This is a genomic window from Methyloversatilis sp. MC4-4 (genome assembly GCF_049843555.1).
Classification (GTDB): domain Bacteria; phylum Pseudomonadota; class Gammaproteobacteria; order Burkholderiales; family Rhodocyclaceae; genus Methyloversatilis; species Methyloversatilis discipulorum_B.
In genome coordinates, this window is record NZ_JBBHZK010000002.1 from 167,189 (window position 1) to 184,291 (window position 17,103).

A 17,103-nucleotide genomic window follows, 5' to 3' on the forward strand; every position below is an offset into this window, starting at 1 on the left:
TGGTCTGTGCTTACTGGTCTGCGGTGGCCCGCATGCCGGCGAGCAGACGCTTCGCTTCGTCGGGCCTCATGCGGCCGGTCTTGACGCGTTCGAGGATGTCGCGCGGCGACAGCGGCGCAGCGATGTCGGGCGCGGGCGGTGCTGCCGCTGTGGCGACATAGGTCACCGCCGGCTCGGCGATCTGCGGGGCCGGGGCGACCGGCTGCGCCCAGAAGCGCCGGCGCTGGAAGGCGGTGCCGGGCAGCGGCACGCGCCGGCGCAGCGGCGGCACCGGCTGTGCGCTCCAGTCATCGAAGGCGCCACTGACCCAGGCACGCGCCAGCGCCGCGGGCTCGCTGCCCGCCTCGGCGGCCGCGCCCTCGGCGTCGGCCACGCCCTTGAACACGCCGGCCGGCAGTGTGGAGGCGTCGAGCTGCCAGAACTCGCCTTCCAGACTGGCGCGCAGCTGCGCCCCCAGCGTCCTCAGGTCATCGGCGATCACGGCGAGCCGGTTGGGCTGGGCGACGCGCGCCATACGCAGCGTCGCCGCGAGATCGGCCAGCGACTGCGCCTCGCCGAGTTCCAGCGCACGTTCGACATGGCGTGCCAGCGACTGCGCCATCGTGCGCAGCGTGTCCGGCGTGCGCGCCGACAGCACGACGATGTGCGGACCGGGCAAGTCGGTGGCCGGCGTGCCCGGCCATTCCTCGACCACCAGGTGCGCGTTGGAACCGCCAGCACCGAAGGAACTGATGGCCGCGAGCCGCGGCAGCGTGTGGCCTGTCGCATCGCGCAGCGCCGGCCAGTCGGCCGCTTCGGCCTGCACACGGAAGGGCAGCTTCGAAAAATCGATATTGGGGTTCGCCGGCTCGCTGTGTATCGACGGCGCCAGCCGGCCGTGCCGCATCTGCAGCAGCACCTTGCTCAGCGCGGCCATGCCGGCTGCGGATTCGAGATGGCCGATCTGCGACTTCACCGAACCGATCGGCACGACCGCGTCATCCAGCGCGCCTTCGAGCGCCATCGCCAGGCCGCGCAGTTCGATCGGGTCGCCCAGGCCGGTGCCGGTGCCGTGCGCCTCGATATAGCCCAGCCGCGATGCCGGCACACCGGCGCTGGCGAAGGCGTCGGCAATCACTTCGCTCTGCCCGACCGGTGTCGGCACCGTGAAACCGGAGGTTCGCCCGCCGTGACCAAGGGCCGAACCGCGGATCACGCCGTGGATGTGGTCGCCGTCGCGCAGGGCGTCGTCCAGCCGCTTGAGCACCACCACACCGACACCTTCGCCCGGCACGTAACCATCGCCACCAGCGCCGAAGCTGCGGCAGCGGCCGTCGCTGGCGGCGAACTGCAGTTCGCTCAACATGCGGTAGCGGTACGGATGGCTGGACAGATTGACGCCACCGGCCAGCACCGCGTCACATTCGCCCGCGCGCAGCAGCAGGCAGGCAGTGTGCAGCGCGGTCAGCGAGGACGAGCACATGCTGTCCAGCGCGAACGAGGCGCCGTTGAAACCCAGCGTGTAGGACACGCGGTTGGCGATCGAGGCATAGGACGAATTGGTCAGCGTGGCCGAACCGCCGGCGCCGTAGTACTGGTACTCGCCGTACATGACGCCGGCCAGCACGCCGACGCGCGCCCGCGCGCCGTCGCGCGACGGCGGCGACTGCAGGGTCTGCGGCGTGTAGCCGGCGTCCTCGATGGCCAGCCAGGACGCTTCGAGGAACAGCCGCTCCTGCGGGTCCATGCGTTCGGCGTCGCGCGGCGCGATGCCGAAGAACAGCGGATCGAAACAGTCGTGGTGGTCGATCAGCGCGGCCCAGCGTGCATAGGCGCCGCGCTTCCCCGCCTCACCTTCGCGCCGGGTGAAGGCGGGATCGTCCGGCCAGCGCTGCGACAGCTCGCCGACGCAGTCCATGCCCTGCAGCAGGTTGTCCCAGAAGGTGTCGAGGTCGGCGGCGCGCGGATAGCGGCCGGCGATGCCGACGATGGCTATGGCCAGGCCGTGTCCTGCCTCCGCCCCCCGGGCCCCGGTTTCCGGCTGCATGCAGGGCGCTGGCACGGCAGGCACCGCCGCGACAGCCGGCTGCGCAGCCTCCTCCGGCAGCGCAGCGGCGACGCCGACGAAGCGTGCCGCCGCCTCCGGCTCGGCCGACGCGATGTGCGCGGCGAGCGCCTGCACGGTGTCGGCTTCGTACAGCAGCGTCTTCGGCAGCGACGAGAAGTGCTTGTCCAGTTCGCCATTCAGATCCATCACCATGATGGAATCCAGGCCCAGCGACTGCAGCGGCGTGGTCGGCGTGACACGGGCGCGGGCGATGCCGCAGGCTCGGGCCAGCATGTCGCCCAGCCGGTTGCACAGTGCCCCTGCCGTGTCGACAGCCGTCGCGACGGCGCGCACGGGCGCTGCTGCCCGCGACTGCCGCTCGACCGCGGCCGGCCCGACTTCCAGCAGTCGGGCCACGCCTTCGCGCCGGCCGCTGCAGACGACGACACCCGCCGCCCCGCTCGCCATCGCGCTGCGCAACGCCTGTACGCCCTGCTCCGCGTCGAGCAGTTCAAGGCCGCGCTCGGCCATCCACTGCATGACCGGCGGTGGCGCCTGCATGCCGCTTTCGCTGCGCCACAGCGGCCAGGCCAGCGCCAGCGTGCGACCACGCCGCCGCCCCTCTGCGACCGCCTGCGCGCGCAGTTCGGCGTAGTCGTCCAGCCAGGCGTTGGCATAGGCATAGACGCTCTGGCCGACATTGCCATGCGCGCCAGCCAGCGACGAGAACAGCACGAAGGCTTCGAGCGGATCGTCGTGCGTCGCCTCGTCGAGCAGACGTGCGGCGGCGATCTTGGGTGCGAGCACCGCCTGCCAGTCATCGTCGCCGTGCTTGACGAAGAAGGCGTCGCGCAGCACACCGGCCGCATGGATGACGCCGCGTACCGGGCCCAGCGTTGCACGTATCTGCTGCAGCGCGCCGTTGAGCGAAGCGGCGTCGGTCACGTCGCCCTGCACGTACACCACCGAAGCGCCGTCACCACCGAGAGCGGCGACCGCGCGCGCACCCTCGTCATCCAGCGGACTGCGGCCCACCAGCGCAACATGCACGCCGCAGCGGGCCAGCCAGCGCGCGAAGATGCGTCCGAGCGCACCCATGCCACCGGTGATCAGATAGGTCGCACCGCGCGTCGGCAACCAGTCGGCCGTCGGCGCGTCCAGCCAGGCAAAGCGTTCCTCCTCGATGCGCCCGTCGCGTACGCGCAGACGCGGCACCTGACCGGGCGACAGCGGGCGTGCCAGCGCGGCGGCAATCGCATCGGCGCGACGGACCGGGTCGTCGCGCGTCGCTGCATCCAGCTCCAGCACGGCGGCCAACACGCGGGGCGCTTCGAGGTGCAGGCTCTTCAGCAGTCCGCCCATGGCGCCGTGGAAGCAGCGCCCGTCGTCGGCGGACGGCGTGCCGACATAGACCAGGCGCAGCGCACGTGCGCCCAGCGCGCCCACCAGCAGTTGCGCCAGCGTGACGAATCGCCGCACGTCGGCCTCGACCGCGTCATGCGAATTCCCGGCCACCCACACGACGGTCGCCGGGAAGGCGTCGCCGTGCTGCAGCAGTTCGAGCAAGGTGCGCCGGTGCGCGAGCTCGGCCGCATCCATGTCGATGCAATGGCCTTCATGGAAGCGGAAGCGCTGCGAAGTCTCGATGCGCCACAGCGGCTGCGCCGGATGCAGGCGGCGCAGCCTGGCGGCAAGCCCGTCGAGACTGACGCCCGCCGCCCCCGCAAGCAGCATCGGCGACACCGGCGCGGCCGCATGCGGGCGGCTGTCGGCAACGGACCAGCGGCGCTGCAGCAGATGCAGCGGTGCGCTGCGGGCACCCTCCCAGGCGCGGAAGCAGAAGCCCTCGATATCCGCGAGCGGCGCGCCGTCGTCAGCGCATACGCGGAAATCAAAGGCGTGCAGGCCGGGTGCCGGGCTGCCCCGATACTCGATACGCACGCGCGCGCGTCCCTGCAGCGGCGCATGCAGTGCGAAGCGGCGCATCGAGAACGGCACGAAGGCGCGCCCGGCCGCCAGCACGGCGTCCGGCGCCAGCGCCACGGCGCACTGGAATACGCCGTCGAGCAGGGCCGGATCGATGCGGCCGACGTCGTCGCGCGGAGTGACCAACAGTTCGGCGACGGCGTGTGACGCCTCGCACATCAGCGCCCGTACCGGCTGGAAGTCCGGCCCGTAGCGCAGTCCCATGCGTTCGAAGCGCGCGTAGAAGGCGTCGCAGTCGAACGGTCCGGGCGGGCGGCCGATGATGACCGGTGACGCCTCGGTCATCGCCGAACGCAGCGATCCGCGCAGGTGAGCCGCGCCGCTGTCCCTGCCGCCGCTGCGCACGGCGCAGCGCCCATCGGCTTCCAGCTCCACCGTCACGTCAGCCGGCGCATCGAGCACCAGCGGGCGTCCCCACATCAGGTCGCGGAACTCGATCGCGTCGCTGCCGGGCAGGCGCGCCGCCAGCAACTGCAGGAAGCCGGCCGCAGGAAAGACAGCGTGTCCATCGACCACGTGATTGCGCGCGCGCCAGTCGTCCGGCGCAATGTGCAGCGCACCCGCGGGCGCTGCGCTGGCCGGCGCGGCGTCGAAACGCACTGCGGACGGTGTCTGCGCGCCGCCGATCCAGTGGCGGGTGCGGCGGAACGGATAGCCGGGCAGATCCAGCGGCTGCGGCATGACCCGGCCCGCCGTCAGCCACAGCGCCGACCACTGCACCGGCGCGCCGGACAGCCAGCGCGCGGCCAGCGCGAGCGGGTCGCCGGTGACTGCATCCGCTGTCACGGGGGCGTCGCCGACACCGCCGCGCTGCAGGTCACCGGTCGACAGCGCCTGCAGCAGATCGGCCAGCGAGGCGGCGACGACCAGTGCCCGGGCGCGCAGCGGCGTGCGTCCGAGTTGCAGCGTCGCCGCGACGCGGGCGCGTCCGGTCGGGGTATCGAGTTCTGCCAGACGCGGCGCCAGCCAGTCACGGAAACGCGCCAGCACCACATCGAGCTGTTCGTCGTCGCTGGCCGAGAACGGAAACACCGTGGCCATCGCGCCGGCAGCGACGTCCGACGGCGCATCGACCCACTCCTCGACGATCACGTGCGCGTTGGCGCCGCCGGCACCGAAGGAGCTGAGTGCGGCACAGCGCGGCTGCGTCTCGTCGGGCCAGGGCTCCATGCGCTGCGGAATGCGGAACGGCGTGCGTGCCAGATCGATGGCCGGATTGATCCGCATCGAATGCAGCGACGCGAACAGCGTGCGCGCGCGGAACTGCAGCAGCAGCTTGGTCAGTCCGGCAACGCCTGCGGCCGATTCGAGATGGCCGATGTTCGCCTTGACCGAACCGAGCGCGCAGCGCTGCGGCCGCTCGCCCGCCCAACCGGCAAGCAGGCCCTCGACCTCGACCGGATCACCCAGCCCGGTGCCGGTGCCGTGCGCCTCGACATAGCCGATGCGCGACGCGCTCATGCCGGCGCGCACCAGCGTGTCACGGATCAGCGCGCCCTGGCTGCGCGAACTGGGCACCGTGTAGCCGGTCGTGCGGCCGCCGTGCGCGATGCCGGTGGCGCGGATCACGCCCAGGATGCGATCACCGGCCGCGCGTGCATCGGCCAGCCTTCGCAGCACGACGACACCCACGCCCTCACCCGGCACGAAGCCGTCCGCGGCATCACCAAAGGCATGGCAGCGACCGGTCGGCGACAGCATGCGCTGCTGGCTCAGCTGCACATACTTGGACGGATGCAGGTAAAGATTGACGCCGCCGGCCAGCGCCACCGCACACTCGTCGCGGCGCAGGCTTTCGCAGGCGAGGTGGAGCGCGGTCAGCGACGACGAGCAGGCGGTATCGAGCGCAATGCTCGGGCCGTCGAAATCGAGTAGCCAGGACAGGCGGTTGGCGACCGACCACGGCATCGCCGTCGGCACCTGACCGCCGCCGCTGCGCCAGTGCGCCTCGCCGAGCAAGGGATAGGACAGTGTGGTGATACCGGCGAACACGCCGACGCGTGCGGCGCCACCGGGTTGCGCACGCGGCAGCCTTTCCGGGCCAAGCGCAGCGTGTTCCAGCGCATGCCACGCGCACTCGATGAACAGACGCTCCTGTGGGTCCATCACGTCGGCATCGACCGCCGACACCCCGAAGAAGGCCGAATCGAAGGCATCGACGTCGCGCAGGAAGCCGCCCCATTTCGACATGCTGGCCCACTGCGTGCGGGCCACCGGATCGCGGCTGAACAGACCGTCGGCCGACCAGCGTTCGGACGGCACCTCGCCCACTGCGTCGGTACCGGCCGCCAGTGCGGCGGCGAACGACTCCAGGTCGGCGGCCCCGGGGTAGCGCCCGGCCACGCCGACGATCGCGATCGCCTGATCCATCGCCGCGACGCCGGCATCGGCCGGTACTTCGTCCAGCGTTTCCCACTGGTCGCTGAAGCGCGGCGCCGGGGCGACGTGCGTGGCAACCGGCGTCAGCGACGCCGACAGCCGCGCGGCCTCGCCGGGAAAGTGCGTGCGCAGATAGTCATGGACATCGGCCACCGTCCTGCAGTCGTACAGGAAGGTCCTGGGCAGCATCGGAAAGTGCGCTTCGAGCATGCGCCCCATGGCCACCACGGACATCGATTCGAGTCCGAGTTCCTCCAGCGTGCCGTGCGGATGAATGCGCGATGCGTCATGCCCCAGTACATCGGCAAGTCGATCGATGAGCCACGCCAGCAAGTTGTCGTTCTGCAGTTCCACGCCGATCACCGCCCCGGTTCATGACATCCATCCGTGCAGAACGCACGGCGCCGGAGCGCTCAATAGCCATTACCGTGCCAGGGGCATTTCTGCTTCACTGCAACATGTGAAATGACGCACGAAAGTGCCGCGTGGGCAGCGCCCCCAGCCTCCCTGTGCACCGGCATCAAACGTCGATGCAGCAACGATAAGACCCTGGGTATGACCGGACCGACGCGACCCTCCATGCCATTGGGTTCGATCGGGATGCGGTCACGAATGACCTCCGCATCAAAGTTTGCAGTTGGACACAATCTGTCCAGCATTGCGACACCTGTACTACTTCTAGCCTATGACCATCGTTTCTTAGATGTCGAATTAATATCGTATTGACATTCGACTACCAATGATTCACGCGAGCGCGGTCACGAATCATCGGGCATGAAGACACCCGTTCGATCCCCACGGACAGCCCCATCCAGCTCCGATCTGCCATGACGAGGCGCTGAACGACGCGGTCCGGACCCGGCCGGCATGGGTACCCGCGCCCTGGCCGGAGCCGATCCCCCGCACCGCATCCAATGTCCCTGGCATGTCTATTGCTGACGCTGCAGCCGCGACCGGACAGACATCTTTTTTTGTGCGGCGCACACAGAAATTCAGCCGTGCGCGCTGTCGGCGGACGATCGATCCCTGGCTCTGGAAGGAAACACTGATGAGAAGGTTCATGTGCAGACTGGCCGCGGTCGCGGCCATCGCAGGCGGCGCGACATCCGCCTGGGCGGCCCCCTATTCGACGATGTACTCGTTCGGCGACAGCTTCTCGGACACCGGCAACCTGGTCGGCGCGCTGGCCACACGGCCGATCGAGGACGTGCTCGCCTGGTGGCCGCCGTTCGCGATCCCCGGCTACGCGGATGGCTTCTTCCAGGGACGCCCCACCAACGGACCGTCGGCCGTGGAACACCTGGCCGGCACGCTCGGCATCGGTCTGACCAACTACGCCTGGACAGGCGCACTGAGCGGTCACGGCAACGTGCTCCCCTTCGTGAACACCGCCTTCGGTGCGACCGGTCTGCGCGATCAGGTCGACGCCCATCTGTCGGCCAACGGAAGCGCCGATCCGGACGCGCTGTACTTCGTATGGGGCGGCCACAACGACTTCTGGGGCCTGGGTCAGGCGCTGCCCGCCTCGCTCGGTGACGACGCCCGTCGCGCGGCGTTGCAGCAGGCAGGCACGCTGGCCGCCCAGGACATCGCCGGCAACGTGGACGCGCTGATCGATGCAGGCGCCCGCAACATCCTGGTGCTCAACAGCATCGCGCTCGAGTACGAGCCGTTCTGGGCAGCGACCTTCGCCGGCGATCCGCAGCTGCGCGCGCTGCTGCACGAGGGCGTCGACACGATGAACACCCGGCTCGACGCACTGCTCGACACGCTGGATGGCACGCAGCCGGCCGTGAACCTGATGCGCTTCGACGCGCAGGACTGGTACGAGGACACGATCGCCGCCGTGCTCGCCGGTAATGCACCGCGCGGACTGACCAACGCCGCCTCCGCCTGTTTCGACTTCAACGGCAGCGCCTTCGCCGCCTGCGGTGCGCCGGACGAGTACTTCTTCTGGGACTCGATCCACCTCACCACCGCCGCCTACTCGATGCTCGCGGGCGAACTCGCCGGCGTCGCCGCCGCGCCGGTGCCGGAGCCTTCGGCCGCCGCAATGATGGCCGCGGGCGGCCTGCTGCTCCTGCTTCGCCGCCGACGCGTCGCGACAGCAAAGGCGGCCTGACGCCGCAGTACCGCGCAATCACCCGCATCCCGGCCTCGCTGCCGGCGATGCGCCCCCTCACTTTGCCGCCCTTTCACATCCGATACGGCTCCGCATCCGCGGAACGCGATCGTCCAGCCGGAGACGCCGACCATGTTCGACCAGAACTTCATCGAGAACCCTTACCCGACCTACCGTGCGCTGCGCGAAGCCGGCTCCGCGCACTGGAATGGCGACTTCCTCGGCGGTGCGTGGCTGCTGCCGCGGCACGCCGACATCGCGCCCGCACTGCGCGACAGCCGCCTGAGCGCGCAGCGCAGCCATTGCTACAGTCTGCTGCTGCCGGAGCCGGTCCGGCCGGCCTTCGCCGAATTCAATCGCGTCTTCGGCATGTGGCTGCTGTTCCAGGACGCACCGGAACACACGCTGCTGCGCAAGCTGATGAACAAGGGCTTCGCACCGCAGGTGATGGACCTGTGGCGCGATGCGATCACGCGCACCGCCCACGCACTGATAGACCGCCTGCCCGCTGGCGGCACCGTCGACTACATGGGCAGCTTCGCCCACCCCTTCCCGGCGCTGGTCATCTGCGAACTGATGGGCGTCGATGCGCGCGATCAGGCGGAGTTCATCGAGTGGTCGGACGACATCGCCCGCTTCTTCGGCAACCCCGCCAGTTCGCTGGAGGTGGCTTACCGCGGGCGTGACAGCCTGCTGGCGATGACGCGCTATTTCGAGGCGGTGGTCGAGCAGCGGCGGCACGCGCCGGGCGAGGACCTGATCAGCCTGCTCATCCGCATCGAGGAGGACGAGGAGGCGCTGAACGGCGAACAGGTGGCTTCGCAGTGCTCGATGCTCATGTTCGGCGGCCACGAAACGACACGCAACCTGCTCGGCAACGGCATGCTCGCGCTGCTGCGCCACCCCGACCAGATGCAGGCGCTGCGCGAGGACCGCTCGCGCGTTCCGAACGCGGTGCGAGAAATGCTGCGCTACGACAGCCCGGTGCAGTACCTCACCCGGATTGCCGCCGAGGATTTCGAGTACGCCGGTGCGCAGATCCGGCGCGGGCAGATGGTGGTGCCGCTGATCGCGTCGGGCAACCGCGACGACACACGCCACGCCGACGCCGACCGCTTCGACATCGGCCGCGCCGACACCGCGCACTTCGCTTTCGGCCACGGCCCGCACGTGTGCATCGGCACGCGCCTCGCGCTGCTGGAAGCGGAGATCGCCTTCGACGCGCTGCTGGCGCGCTGTCCGCACATCGCCGCCGTCGACGCGCAGCCCGAGTGGCTGGCGAACTTCGGCTTCCGCGGCCTGAGCACACTGCGCCTCGACATGCAGACCCAACCGGCCGACGCCCGCGCGGTCGCCGCCTGATGCCTTCCACTCATTGCAGGAGCACTCCCGTGACCGAACGTTATCCGACCCCGCTCGATGTCCGTTCCACGCTGCCCGACATCGCCTACGCCTACAGCCTGCCGCTCGGCAGTCTGCTCTTCCTGACAGTGGCCAGCCTGTTCGCGGGGCTGTGGACGCTGTCGCTGTCGATGGACAATCTGGCCCTCAAGGCGCTGTTCGGTGTCATGAGCGGCCAGGCCATCGGCATCATGTTCGTGATCGGCCACGACGCCGCGCACGGCTCGCTGACCAACCGCCCCTTCTTCGACCGTCTGTTCGCCACGCTGGCTTTCATGCCTTCTCTGCATCCGGTGTGCACCTGGAAGATCGAGCACAACAAGATGCACCACGGCTGGACCAATCTGAAGGGCATGGATCCGGTTTATCCGCCGATGTCGCCGGACGAGTTCGCCGCGCTATCACCGTGGCAGAAGCGCGTGCATCGCTTCTACCGCAGCATCTGGGGCTTCGGCTGCTACTACCTGTTCGACATCTGGTGGAAGGTGCTCATCCTGCGCCGCTCGGAGAACGGCAAGGAGATTCCGCCGGCCGTCGCGCTGGCCGACTTCGTCGCGGTGTTCGGATTCCTCGCCTTCGAGGTGTTCATGGCCTACCTCTTCGCCGCCGATGCGGCCGGGTTCGCGTGGAACCTCGTGCTGTGCGTCGGGCTGCCCTTCCTGGTGTGGAACTACGTGATGACCTTCGTGACCATCCAGAACCACACCTACCCGACCATCCGCTGGTACGACAACCGCGACGAGTGGAACTACTTCCGCGCCCAGGTCGAAGGCTCCATCCACACCGAAGTGCCGGCCTGGCTGGATTTCTCCTTCGCCCGCGTGTTCCAGCACACCGCCCACCACGTCGACAAGAAGATTCCGCTCTACCGGCTGGTCAAGACCCAGGCTTCACTGGAACAGACCTTCAGCGGCAACGTGAAGAAGGTGAAGCTGACGCTGAAGGAATTCCTGACCGTGCTCAATGACTGCCAGATGTACGACTACCGCCGCCACGTCTGGATGTCCTTCCCGCGCGGCTGATCACCCGGGCGGCGCGGCATTGCGGGCAATCATGTGCCGCGCCACCGTGTGATAGAGCGGCTGGCTGAAGAAGCGCGACACACCGGCGGACAGCAGCGACACCGCCATCAGGCCGATGATGACCGAATAGCCGTCGACCATTTCCATCACGATGATGAAGGAGGTGATCGGCGCCTGCGTCACCGCGGCGAGAAAGCCGGCCATGCACAGCACCAGCAGCAGGCCCTGCGCCTCCTGCTGGCCGAGCAGCGGTGCGAGGTCGTGGCCGATGCCGGCACCGATGGCCAGACTGGGCGCGAAGATGCCGCCCGGCAGGCCGCTCAGATAGGCAATCAGCGTGGCGATGAACTTGACCGGACCGTAGTACCACGCGAGCTGCGTGTCGCCTTCGAGCAGTGCGCGCGTTTCGGCGTAGCCGCTGCCGAAGCTGACGCCGCCACTGACGAAGCCGAGCGCTGCCACCAGCAGACCGCAGGCCGCGGCGAACAGCACCGGACGGCGGGCGCGCAGATCGGCGAGCGGCCCGCGCCACGAGGTCGACCCGATGATGAGCATGCGCGAGAACAGCCCGCCGGCCACGCCGCACACCAGCGCGGTCACGGCAACAGCCAGCGCCATGTCGCGGTCGCTGCCGGCGATGGCGATCTGCCCGAAATAGCTGGCCTTGCCGAGAAAGGTCTGCGACACGATGCCGGCGAGCACGATGGCGGTAATGATGAGGCCGCTCATGCGTGCCTCGACGCTGCGCGTCAGTTCCTCGATGGCGAAGGCGATGCCGGCCAGCGGCGTGTTGAAGGCGGCGGCGATGCCGGCCGCGCCGCCGGCCACCAGCATGTGGGTGCGCGGAATGTGCAGCGCGCCCGGCAGCCAGCGATGCAGCACGTTCATCAGCGAAGCACCGACCTGCACCGTCGGGCCTTCGCGGCCAAGCGAGAAGCCGCTGCCGACCGCGGCCACACCGATGAACACCTTGCCGACGATGATGCGCAGCGTCAGCAGCGGTCGCCAGCCCGGCGTTTCCGGTCGGGACATTTCCGCGATGGTCTGCGGAATGCCGCTGCCCTCTGCACCGGCAAACCAGCGACGCGTGATCCATACGCACAGCGCGCCGCCCAGCGGCGTCAGCAGAAAGGGCCACCACGGGTGGCTCGCCGCGGTGTCACGGAACAGGTGCACCGCGTGGTCCGAAAGCTGCGCAAAGCCGACCGCCAGCAGACCGACGCCGACCGCGCCGCCCCACAGCACGAGGCGCCCGAGCCAGACCTTCAGATAGGCGTAATGACGCCGGCGCAGGATGGGATTCTTCAGGCGTAGCCAGGCGGCAGTCAGCCGGGCACGCAATGTTTTCTGATCGGCCATGTCGGACGTCGTTGTCGGAGGTGGACAAGCTACTTCGAGCGACACCTGCAAGATACATGCCGCGCGTTTGCCCGCCGATTCAGGGCGTTATACCCATTTGCAGCGCCCAGGATGCACGGCGGACGCGACTGATGCACCATAGCGGCGCACGGCGTTACTTCGCGCCCACCCGAAACAGGAGCCAAACATGACTTCAAGCACGGGCGGCATCGCCGTCGCCCCCCACCACCTCGCTGCAGAATCTGCGCGCGACGTCATGCGCGAAGGTGGCAACGCCATCGAGGCAATGATCGCTGCAGCGGCCACCATCGCCGTCGTCTACCCGCACATGAACGCGCTCGGCGGCGACGGCTTCTGGCTGATCGCCGAACCGGGCGAGGCACCGCGCGCGATCGACGCGTGCGGCGCCTCTGCCGCACTGGCGAGCCGCGCCTGGTACGCCGACCAGGACGTGCGCGATCGCATCCCGAACCGCGGCCCGCTGGCCGCACTGACCGTGGCCGGCACCGTGTCCGGCTGGCAGCTTGCGTTGCAGGCAGCGGCCGAAGCCGGTGGCCGACTGCCGCTGTCGCGCCTGCTGCGCGACGCCGAACATCATGCGCGCAACGGCGTCACGGTGACCGAGAACCTGGCACGCAGTCTGCGCGTGAAGGAACCCGAGGTCGGCCCGCAGCCCGGTTTCGCGCTGAACTTCATGCCGGACGGCGAGTTGCCCGCGGCCGGCAGCACGCTCTACCAGCTGCGGCTGGCCGACACGCTATCGCAGCTCGTGCGCGAGGGTCTGTCCGATTTCTATACCGGCGAACTGGCCCGGCGCATGGCGTCGGCGCTGGAGCGTGCCGGCAGTCCGCTGCGCCTGTCCGACTTCGCCGCCCACCGCGCGCAATGGCGCACGCCGCTGCAGCTCGAGCACAGCCTGGGTCGCATCTACAACATGCCGCCACCGACCCAGGGTCTGCTGTCGCTGCTGATACTGGGGCAACTCGACCGTCTCGGTCTGAAGGGGCTGCACGGGCAGTCGGTGGACTACATCCACCGCGTGGTCGAGGCGACGCGTCAGGCTTTCCGCATCCGCGACCGCTATCTGACCGATCCGGCACGCATGCGTGTCGACGCGCAATCGCTGCTGTCACCGGAATGCCTCGACACCCTGGCCGACAGCATCGATCCCGAGCGCGCCGGCGGCCGCGTCAACACGGCGCCCGGCGACACCGTCTGGCTCGGCGTCGTCGATGGCGAAGGCCGTGCGGTGAGCTTCATCCAGAGCATCTATCACGAGTTCGGCAGCGGCGTGGTGGCCGGCGATACCGGCGTGCTGTGGCAGAACCGCGGCATCAGCTTTTCGCTGCAGGCGGGCGCGCTGAACGCCCTCGACCCCTGCCGCAAGCCCTTCCACACGCTGAATCCACCGATGGCGCAACTGAAGGACGGACGCACCGTGGTGTACGGCAGCATGGGTGGCGACGGTCAGCCGCAGTTTCAGGCCACGGTGTTCACTCGCCATCTCGTCTTCGGTGACAGCGTGCAGGATGCCGTGTCGGCACCGCGCTGGCTGCTCGGCCGCACCTGGGGTTCGGCCAGCGAAACGCTGAAGCTCGAGTCGCGCTTCGCCCCCGAGGTGTTCGAGCAGTTGGCCGCGCGCGGCCACGCGATCGAATCGCTCAGCGATTTCGACGACAGCGCCGGACACGCCGGGCTGATCGTGCGACACCCGGATGGTCGCGTGGAAGGTGCATCCGACCCGCGATCGGATGGTTCAGTCGAGTACGCCTGAGCGCCCCGGCGCACGGCGCCGGCTGCCGACCCGAAAGCCTGACGATCCGGCGAGCCCCGGCCTCGGCCGGCCGAATGGAGTCCGGCCGAGCGTTAATCCCTACTTAATGCATGGTTATTGTCCGTGCAGGACGATGGCGGCAGATCGTGGTCGCGTCACGGGACGACGACACGCATTGTTCGGTCGGACAGTGCGCGTCGCTCGTTGCTGACTCGTTCCGCGGCAGGCGCAGCGTATTTCCGGGAGGGGAGCCATCCGCGGAAAGCGCTGCCCCCACACTTCGGCACGAGGAGAGCGCCATGCACAGAAAATCATCGAACACCGCGCGCTGGATCGTCGCCGCGCTGCTGGCCGGAGGCACCAGCGCCACACTGGCCAGCCCGACCTTGTATGGCAGCCTGAGCAATTTCGACGTCTATAACGACACCGGTTCTGAAACGCACGGCTTCGAGATCGAGTTGCATGGCGTGTCGGCGGCAGACGTCAGCTACACCTTCGGCGGCGATTACAACCGCTACGGCAGTCCGCGCATCGACAGCTTCGCCGATGGCATCTTCGTTCGCTACCTCAGCGCCTATGACAGTGCCCGCGGCGTCTTCTTGGCTGCAACGCCGGTGCCGGGTAGTTTCTCGCCGACCGACGGTCACAGTTGCTGGTCAGGTGGTGGAGCCGGCTATGCGGGGAGCGGCTGCGAACACTTCGGTCTCGGTCTGAACAAGAATGCGACCACTACCCAGTACCGCTGGCTCAAGGGCGACGCGGCCACCGGTCAGATCAGCGCGGTCGGCAGCAACGTCCTGATCGCCGCCCCGGCGTGGCAGGTCGTCGATCCCGCACCCGCCGACCCCGGCCTGCCGCCAGCTCCGCCGATCGTACAGGCGGTGATCGCACCGGAACCTGCGGAAGACCGCGAGCAATACGGGGTGGCGCAGTGGGTCAAGGTCTACACGACCGAGATCGAGCGCGAGGTCGAACTTGAAGAACTGCTGAGCGACAACGCGGTCGTGCCGCGCGAACAGTCGGAAACCGAAATCGAGTGGGTGCTGTTCCAGGCCAAGCCGGCAGACAAGGACAACGGCGAGGGTGACGAACTGCTGCTCGAAAAGCCCCTTGCCGCCGATGTCGACAACCGGAAGTCGGTCATCCGGCGCTACGAGTTCTACGAGTATCTGGGTGCCTACAATCCGGAGGACCATGAGGCTCAGCCCTTCGACGAAGCGGACCCGGTCGGTGCCGGCGAAGTCGGCCGCTACATCGGCGCGCAGATGGCCGCCGCCAACCTGATGGCGGCACCTGTGCCCGAACCGTCGACCTGGCTGTCGATGATGGCCGGCCTTGCGGTGGTCGGGCGGATGTGTCGCCGCCGGATCCGCTGACGGGCCAACGCCGGACGGGATCGGTCGCCGCAGGCGTTGTAGCGCTTCCGTCGGCAGGGGGTGGGCCTCACGCACTCGGGCGTTCTGCGCGCGCCGTCTTCCAGCGCGCCACGCCGAGCAGTTCGTGCAGCAGCGCCTCGACCGAGGCCGTACTCATCGCGTACGGGTCGAATTCGGGGCGCGGGCAGTACTTCAGGAACAGCGCGCGGTTATCGGCCGTGTAGCCGACATATCCCATGGCCCAGTCGGCGAAGTCGCGCGCCGTGACCTCGGTGAAGCCGAGAATGGCCGGATCGCGATGACGCGGGTCGCCGACGATGCGGTGGTAGACCTCGTTCACCTCCCGCCGCCCGCCTTCCAGACACTGCAGGAACACGCCGCCGGTGTAGCACAGCGCCCCGGTGACGCCGACGCGCGCGTTGTTCGCCTGCGAGCGGGCGAGGATGTGGTCGATGTCGCCAGGTGCGAGGCCGTCGCGGACCTTGCTGGCGTAGATGAGGCGGACGAGCATGGCGGTCTCCTGTGAAGTGTCCGCTTCGACCACATCAGGCGTTCCGGTGTTTCAGGGCGAGGCAACGCGTCGACCGGTAGAATGGCGACCTTTCCCGCCGCCCCGCCCGCCTCACATGTCCATCCAGTGGTTCCCCGGTCACATGACCGCCGCGCGCAAGCACGCGACCGACGCGATGAAATCGATCGACGTCGTGGTCGAGGTGCTCGACGCGCGCCTGCCGGAGGCGAGCAGCAATCCGCTGATCCACGCCATCCGCACGCACCGGAACCGACCCTGCCTGAAGCTGCTGAACAAGGCGGATCTGGCCGATCCCGACGTGACCGCGGCCTGGCTCAAGTTCTTCAACAGCCAGCCGAACACCAAGGCGGTCGCCATGTCGGCGCGCAAGCCGGGCGACGCCGGACGCATCCAGTCGCTGGCGCAATCGCTCGCGCCACACCGCGACGACAATCTGAAGCCGCTGCGCGTCATCATCATGGGCATACCGAACGTCGGCAAATCGACGCTGATGAATGCGCTGGTGAAGAAGAAGGTGGCCGCTACCGGTGACGAGCCGGCGATCACCAAGAGCATCCAGCGCATCCATCTGAACCCGCGGCTCACGCTGTACGACACGCCGGGCCTGATGTGGCCGAAGATCGAGCACGAGAGCGATGGTCTGATGCTGGCCGCCAGCCATGCCATCGGCCGCAACGCCATCATCGACGAAGAGGTCGCCACCTTTCTCGGCAATCTGCTGCAGGCGCGTTACCCGCAGATGCTCACCGCCCGTTACGGCTGCACGCCGGATATGGACGGCGTTGCGGTGATCGAACACATCGCCGCGCGACGCGGCTACCGTATCAAGGGCGGCGCACCCGATCTGGAAAAAGCCGCGTTCACGCTGCTGCAGGATTACCGCGACGGTCTGATCGGCCGTGTGAGCCTTGAAACGCCGGAAACCCGCGCGCAGATGCTGGCCGAGGACAAGGCCGCGAAGGCGGCCAGGGCTGCTGCATCCGCGGAAGGCGACAACGCCTGAGGGCCGCTGTCCGCGGCCGCGGAAAGGCGTTCGTGCCGCGTCGGCGCGGACGTGGCGCGGCGGGACATGACCGCCCGGCCCACCGCATCAATCCGGCGCGCGGCGGCCCACGCATCGAATGCG

9 protein-coding genes are annotated in these 17,103 nt (G+C 68.7%); 6 read left to right on the plus strand and 3 right to left on the minus strand.

Going from position 1 to position 17,103, the window contains the following annotated elements; genetic code table 11:
* Window positions 1-10: 10 nt before the first annotated feature.
* Window positions 11-6,739: an SDR family NAD(P)-dependent oxidoreductase gene (locus WDZ97_RS07660; RefSeq protein ID WP_425763005.1), complete on the minus strand. Its 6,729-nt coding sequence runs from the start codon at window positions 6,737-6,739 to the stop codon at window positions 11-13.
* 700 nt (window positions 6,740-7,439) lie between these two features.
* Here WDZ97_RS07660 and WDZ97_RS07665 point away from each other — a divergent pair.
* From WDZ97_RS07665 to WDZ97_RS07675, 3 genes are all read left to right on the plus strand, one after another.
* The gene (locus WDZ97_RS07665; RefSeq protein WP_425762353.1) at window positions 7,440-8,513 is read left to right on the plus strand and encodes an SGNH/GDSL hydrolase family protein; all 1,074 of its coding nucleotides are present in this window, start codon (window positions 7,440-7,442) and stop codon (window positions 8,511-8,513) included.
* Window positions 8,514-8,645: 132 nt separating this feature from the next.
* Window positions 8,646-9,875 carry a cytochrome P450 gene (locus tag WDZ97_RS07670; RefSeq protein WP_425762354.1) on the plus strand — a complete coding sequence of 410 codons (1,230 nt, stop codon included), beginning with the start codon at window positions 8,646-8,648 and terminating at the stop codon, window positions 9,873-9,875.
* A gap of 29 nt (window positions 9,876-9,904) precedes the next feature.
* A complete protein-coding gene (locus tag WDZ97_RS07675) occupies window positions 9,905-10,936 on the plus strand; it encodes a fatty acid desaturase (protein ID WP_425762355.1) in 1,032 nt (343 codons plus the stop codon).
* On the opposite strand, the gene WDZ97_RS07680 is transcribed toward WDZ97_RS07675, so the two are convergent.
* Entirely contained in the window at window positions 10,937-12,295 is a 1,359-nt protein-coding gene (locus WDZ97_RS07680; protein ID WP_425762356.1) for a chloride channel protein, read from the minus strand.
* 187 nt (window positions 12,296-12,482) lie between these two features.
* Here WDZ97_RS07680 and WDZ97_RS07685 point away from each other — a divergent pair, with 187 nt between their 5' ends.
* The gene (locus WDZ97_RS07685) at window positions 12,483-14,069 is read left to right on the plus strand and encodes a gamma-glutamyltransferase family protein (RefSeq protein ID WP_425762357.1); all 1,587 of its coding nucleotides are present in this window, start codon (window positions 12,483-12,485) and stop codon (window positions 14,067-14,069) included.
* Between the two features lie 299 nt (window positions 14,070-14,368).
* Window positions 14,369-15,445 carry a PEP-CTERM sorting domain-containing protein gene (locus WDZ97_RS07690; protein ID WP_425762358.1) on the plus strand — a complete coding sequence of 359 codons (1,077 nt, stop codon included), beginning with the start codon at window positions 14,369-14,371 and terminating at the stop codon, window positions 15,443-15,445.
* A 67-nt stretch (window positions 15,446-15,512) separates the two neighbouring features.
* Here WDZ97_RS07690 and WDZ97_RS07695 read toward each other — a convergent pair whose 3' ends face one another.
* Entirely contained in the window at window positions 15,513-15,956 is a 444-nt protein-coding gene (locus WDZ97_RS07695; RefSeq protein WP_304000802.1) for a BLUF domain-containing protein, read from the minus strand.
* A 115-nt stretch (window positions 15,957-16,071) separates the two neighbouring features.
* Here WDZ97_RS07695 and ylqF point away from each other — a divergent pair, with 115 nt between their 5' ends.
* On the plus strand, window positions 16,072-16,980 hold the full coding sequence (gene ylqF / locus WDZ97_RS07700; RefSeq protein ID WP_425762359.1) for a ribosome biogenesis GTPase YlqF: 909 nt from the start codon (window positions 16,072-16,074) through the stop codon (window positions 16,978-16,980).
* The last annotated feature ends 123 nt before the right edge of the window (window positions 16,981-17,103 follow it).